Annotated in this window: 2 protein-coding genes; both read left to right on the top strand. The window is 39.9% G+C overall.

What is annotated here, in order from left to right:
* On the top strand, window positions 1-1,400 hold a 1,400-nt coding region (locus HMPREF2795_RS10975), incomplete at its 5' end, for an SIALI-17 repeat-containing surface protein (protein ID WP_083303362.1).
* Between the two features lie 681 nt (window positions 1,401-2,081).
* Window positions 2,082-4,230: accessory Sec-dependent serine-rich glycoprotein adhesin (locus HMPREF2795_RS09740; protein WP_148131309.1), on the top strand; the 2,149-nt coding region annotated here is incomplete at its 3' end.

Below are 4,230 nucleotides of genomic sequence, written 5' to 3'. Positions count from 1 at the left end.
AACCAGAAGAGCCTAAGATTGACTATGATAAGGCCATGGCAAGTTTGGCAGAGGCTATTCAAAACAAGACTAAGGAGCTAGGCAGCGATAAAGAAGCTAAGAAGAAACTAGTTGAGTTGTCAGAACAGGCTCTTACTGCTATCGAAGCAGCTAAAAGTCAGGATGCAGTTGATAAGGCCTTGCAAGCAGCTCTAACTTCTATCAACCAACTTCAAGCGACTCCGAAAGAGGAAGTAAAACCAGAGCCACCAGCCCAACCAGAAGAGCCTAAGATTGACTATGATAAGGCAATGGCAAGCTTGGCAGAGGCTATTCAAAACAAGACTAAGGAATTAGGTAGCGATAAAGAAGCTAAGAAGAAACTAGTCGAGTTATCAGAGCAAGCAATCGCAGCGATCGAAGCAGCCAAGACTCAGGATGCGGTAGACAAAGCCTTGCAAGCAGCTCTAACTTCTATCAACCAACTTCAAGCGACTCCAAAAGAGGAAGTAAAACATTCAAATCTTCCAACTGAAGGAGATAAGGTATTAGTTCAAACGCAACCAAGTCTTGAAGTAACGACAGAACAAATCGCCTTTAATACTGTTCATCGTGAGAATACCTTCTTAGCCAAAGGCAAGGAACAAGTTGTTTCAGAAGGTAAAGCAGGTCAAGTAACGACATATGTAGAAGTAGATGGAGATACACGTAAGACAGTTAAGGTTGAACGTGAAGAAGCTCAAGATCGTGTCATCGAAGTTGGTACTTTTGAAGGAACATCTGTGCCAGGTGATGGCGTTAAAAAATTGAGCTTTACTCAACCAAACCTTGAGGTAGTAGAAGAAGCTCTCAACTTCAAGACTGTTAAACGAGAAGATCCAACTCTGCCAGAAGGTGAAACTCGCGTAACTCAGGTAGGTCGCGCAGGCAAGGAACGTATCTTAACAGAAGTAGCACCAGATGGAAGCCGGACTGAAAAATTGCGTGAAGTTGTTGAAGTGGCGCAAGATGAGATTGTGCTAGTCGGAACTAAGAAAGAAGAATCAGGCAAAACAGAGGCAGCTATCCATGAAGTACCAGAGTTTACTGGTAGTGTGAATGGCTCTGAAGCAGCTGTCCACAGAGTTCCAAACTTTGAAGGAGGAGTTTCTGGTGGGGAAGCACCTATCCATCAAGTTCCAGGATTTAATGGTGGTGTAAATGGTTCAGAAGCAGCTATTCATGAAGTCGCTACACACAAGGATGAACAGTCGCATGTGGCTCAGGATATATCACCAGATAAGACTTATCAAGCACCTACAAATCGTCAAAATATTCTCCCTGAGACAGGCGCTAAAGAAACTGCTACCCTTGCAAGCTTAGGAGCTGTAGGAGCACTTCTTGGTCTAGCTGCAATGGGAAAGAAAAAAGAAGACGAATAGAATCTGTCAAACTCAAGAAAGACTGTTGAGGAAGTATAGATTTTATGGAACTTATTGCAGAATATTAAAGAAACTGCTGTAATAACTGTCCAAACTTTAGAGATTGAAACCAATAACTAATCTCAATTATAAAAAGCGAGCAAAACGAGTTTTCTGATAAACAGAAGCTGGTCTTGTTCGCTTTTTGGGGTCTTTGTCAACTGTAGTGGGGTGATGAAAGTTAAGATCTGTAGAGGTTGGGAATACTATGAATTCGCTTCGTAGTAATGAAGCTAGGTTCTGGAGGTGTGTAAATCTTCTAGAAGACCTATATTCAATTTGATGATACTAGAGAGCAAAAAAACTATTTGCAGAACGACAGATATGTGTTCATATGTTTTATATAAGAATCTTGAAATCTTGGATGGTATTTCGCCTATAATATCCTATTTTATTCTTAGTTTTTTTGTTCGTACCCTGTTTCATTCTTAGATAATGATTTTAAGTGTTATTAATGTTAAATTTAAATAGCTTCATTTATATATTTTATAGAAATTATCATATTTTTAATCAAAGTGATATATATGATTTTTGTATCATTATATATTTTTTATAGTATTTTGTTATTAAATATCATATTTCTTGCTTTTATACAGTAATAATGTATAATGAAAGTGAATATAATTAAAAAAGGAGACTGCAATGTTTTTTAAACGTTCAAACGGTGAATTCCGTGAAACCGATCGAGTGACTCGGTTCAAATTGATTAAGTCGGGTAAGAATTGGTTGCGCGCATCTACTTCGAACTTTGGGCTTCTAAAAGTGATTCGAGGTCAAGTCGAAGAAACTATCGTAGCCGAGGTACGTGAAGATGCTGCTTCAGTTAAGGGATTGACTAGTCGAGGTTTCATAAAAGGAATCGTAGTAGCAACAGCTGTCCTCGGTGCAACAACACTTGTAAATACAGGGTATGCTGATGAGCAAGGGAAGGACGCAGTTCCTACATCGGCTTTAGTAAGTTCAGCAGAAGTTGCAACAGGATCAGAATCATTAAGTGAGCAAGATTCTAAAGAGTCACCAGTAGTTGACAACGAATCTGCCACAGAAGCAAAGGTAACAGCAGCAACTTCAACTGAGGTAGCTGAAGATGTTCCAGCGGTGGATGATAAAGCTGTCTTAGAACAAAATGCTTCTGAAGCAGCTTTGTTGACAAAAATTGCAGATAAATATGCGTCAAACCATCAAAATTCAGAGCAAAAAGCAGCAATCAGTGACGCAGTTGCTAAAGTTCAATCAGAATTATCAGCCGGAACTAATTTGACGGAAGCTACTGCTCAATCATACGCTGATCAACGTGCACGTTTGAGCAAGTCAGTAGATGATATGATGGCAACCTTGAAAGCCGCAGGTTTCAATGGAAATACAACTGTCAATGGTGCACCTGCAGTATCAGCACAACTGGATGCTATCTCAACTTCAAATACACTGACAGCAACATCTGTTTCTCCAAAAATGGATGAACCAAATGGAGCTTCAATTGAGGATCCAGCATGGAACAATGCAAATTATCAATTGGATCCAAATACAGATCGCTATACTTATTCAATCTGGGATCTTCAAAACTGGGCAGGTTCTGCAAATCAAGGTGGTGTTACCTATAACAATGGTGGCTACTATGTCACCTTCTCAGTAGACCGTTCTGCTGTAGGAACGACAAAGACGCCAACTGTTCATGCCCGTTTGGTAGAAAAAGCTACGGGCAAAGAAGTAGAAACTTTGGATATGACTGCCAAGTCAATTTACCAATTTAAGACTTTAGTGCAAGAAAATCCTACTTATGCACCTCAATTTGAATATACTTCTGGAGAAGCTTCACAAATTCTGGGAACATGGACTAACAACCGCGATGCTGGTCCTACTTTAGATGACAGATATAAACACCATATTCTTCAAGTTCGTGATACAGTTAAACCAGGAAATGTTGGAGAAACAAAACCGAATGTTCAAACGGTCATCCCAATTGAAAAAGTAACCCATACCACCCACTATAAGGTAGAGGGTACGAACGAGGAATTGGCTTCATACGCTCAAACGGGTATTGAAAGCCAAGCTTATCACGCCTCTAATCCGCGTACATTTGAAGGTTACGAATTCACACGGACTGATGCAGAAAAAGATATGAGCGGTTTCTTAGGTGGTGTTGGAGCTAAGTACCTAGAACTTCAGGGTGGGCGCGCTCACTACTATGTGAAACGTATTGTAGAACAAGTCGATAAAGATGGGACATCTGTTGTTAAATTGTATGCTTTAGATCCTTCGAAGGTGTCATCATATAGCCCGGCAACTGATGTAAATAATCTTAATTTAGATAACTATACATTGTTGTATACCTCAGATCCTGTTAAACCAGGAGGTAAGCCAACACCTGCTGGAACAACAGATGCCTTAAAAGATTTGGGATATGTTGACAGTAAGGATGGACAATACCATCTTCGTGTACAAACATATACTGATAGTGGAAATGGGAATGTGCGCTTGAGTGGTTGGTACAATAAAGCAACAGGGGATGCCTTTACGGGCTCACCGCAATTCTCAACGGATGTTGATCCTGTTCGAAATAATACTTCTAATATCATCGGTGGGAATACACCAGGAGATAAAGCTTCAGGCTATCCATCATTCTTCAACAACTACTCACTTCCTTCTGTTAAACAAATTTCTACAGATGTAACTCACTACTACCGTAAATCAGAAGTTACAGGTAATGTTTACGTGCATTATCAAGATACAGAAGGTAAGCTTATTAAGCCAGATGTAACTGATGAAAAAGACCAACCAATTAATAAGGCCT

Origin of the sequence: Streptococcus sp. HMSC056C01 (genome assembly GCF_001811305.1) — a bacterium.
Lineage (GTDB): Bacteria > Bacillota > Bacilli > Lactobacillales > Streptococcaceae > Streptococcus.
The sequence above is the reverse complement of the archived record's forward strand: the minus strand, read 5'-3'. Positions and strand labels throughout refer to the sequence as shown.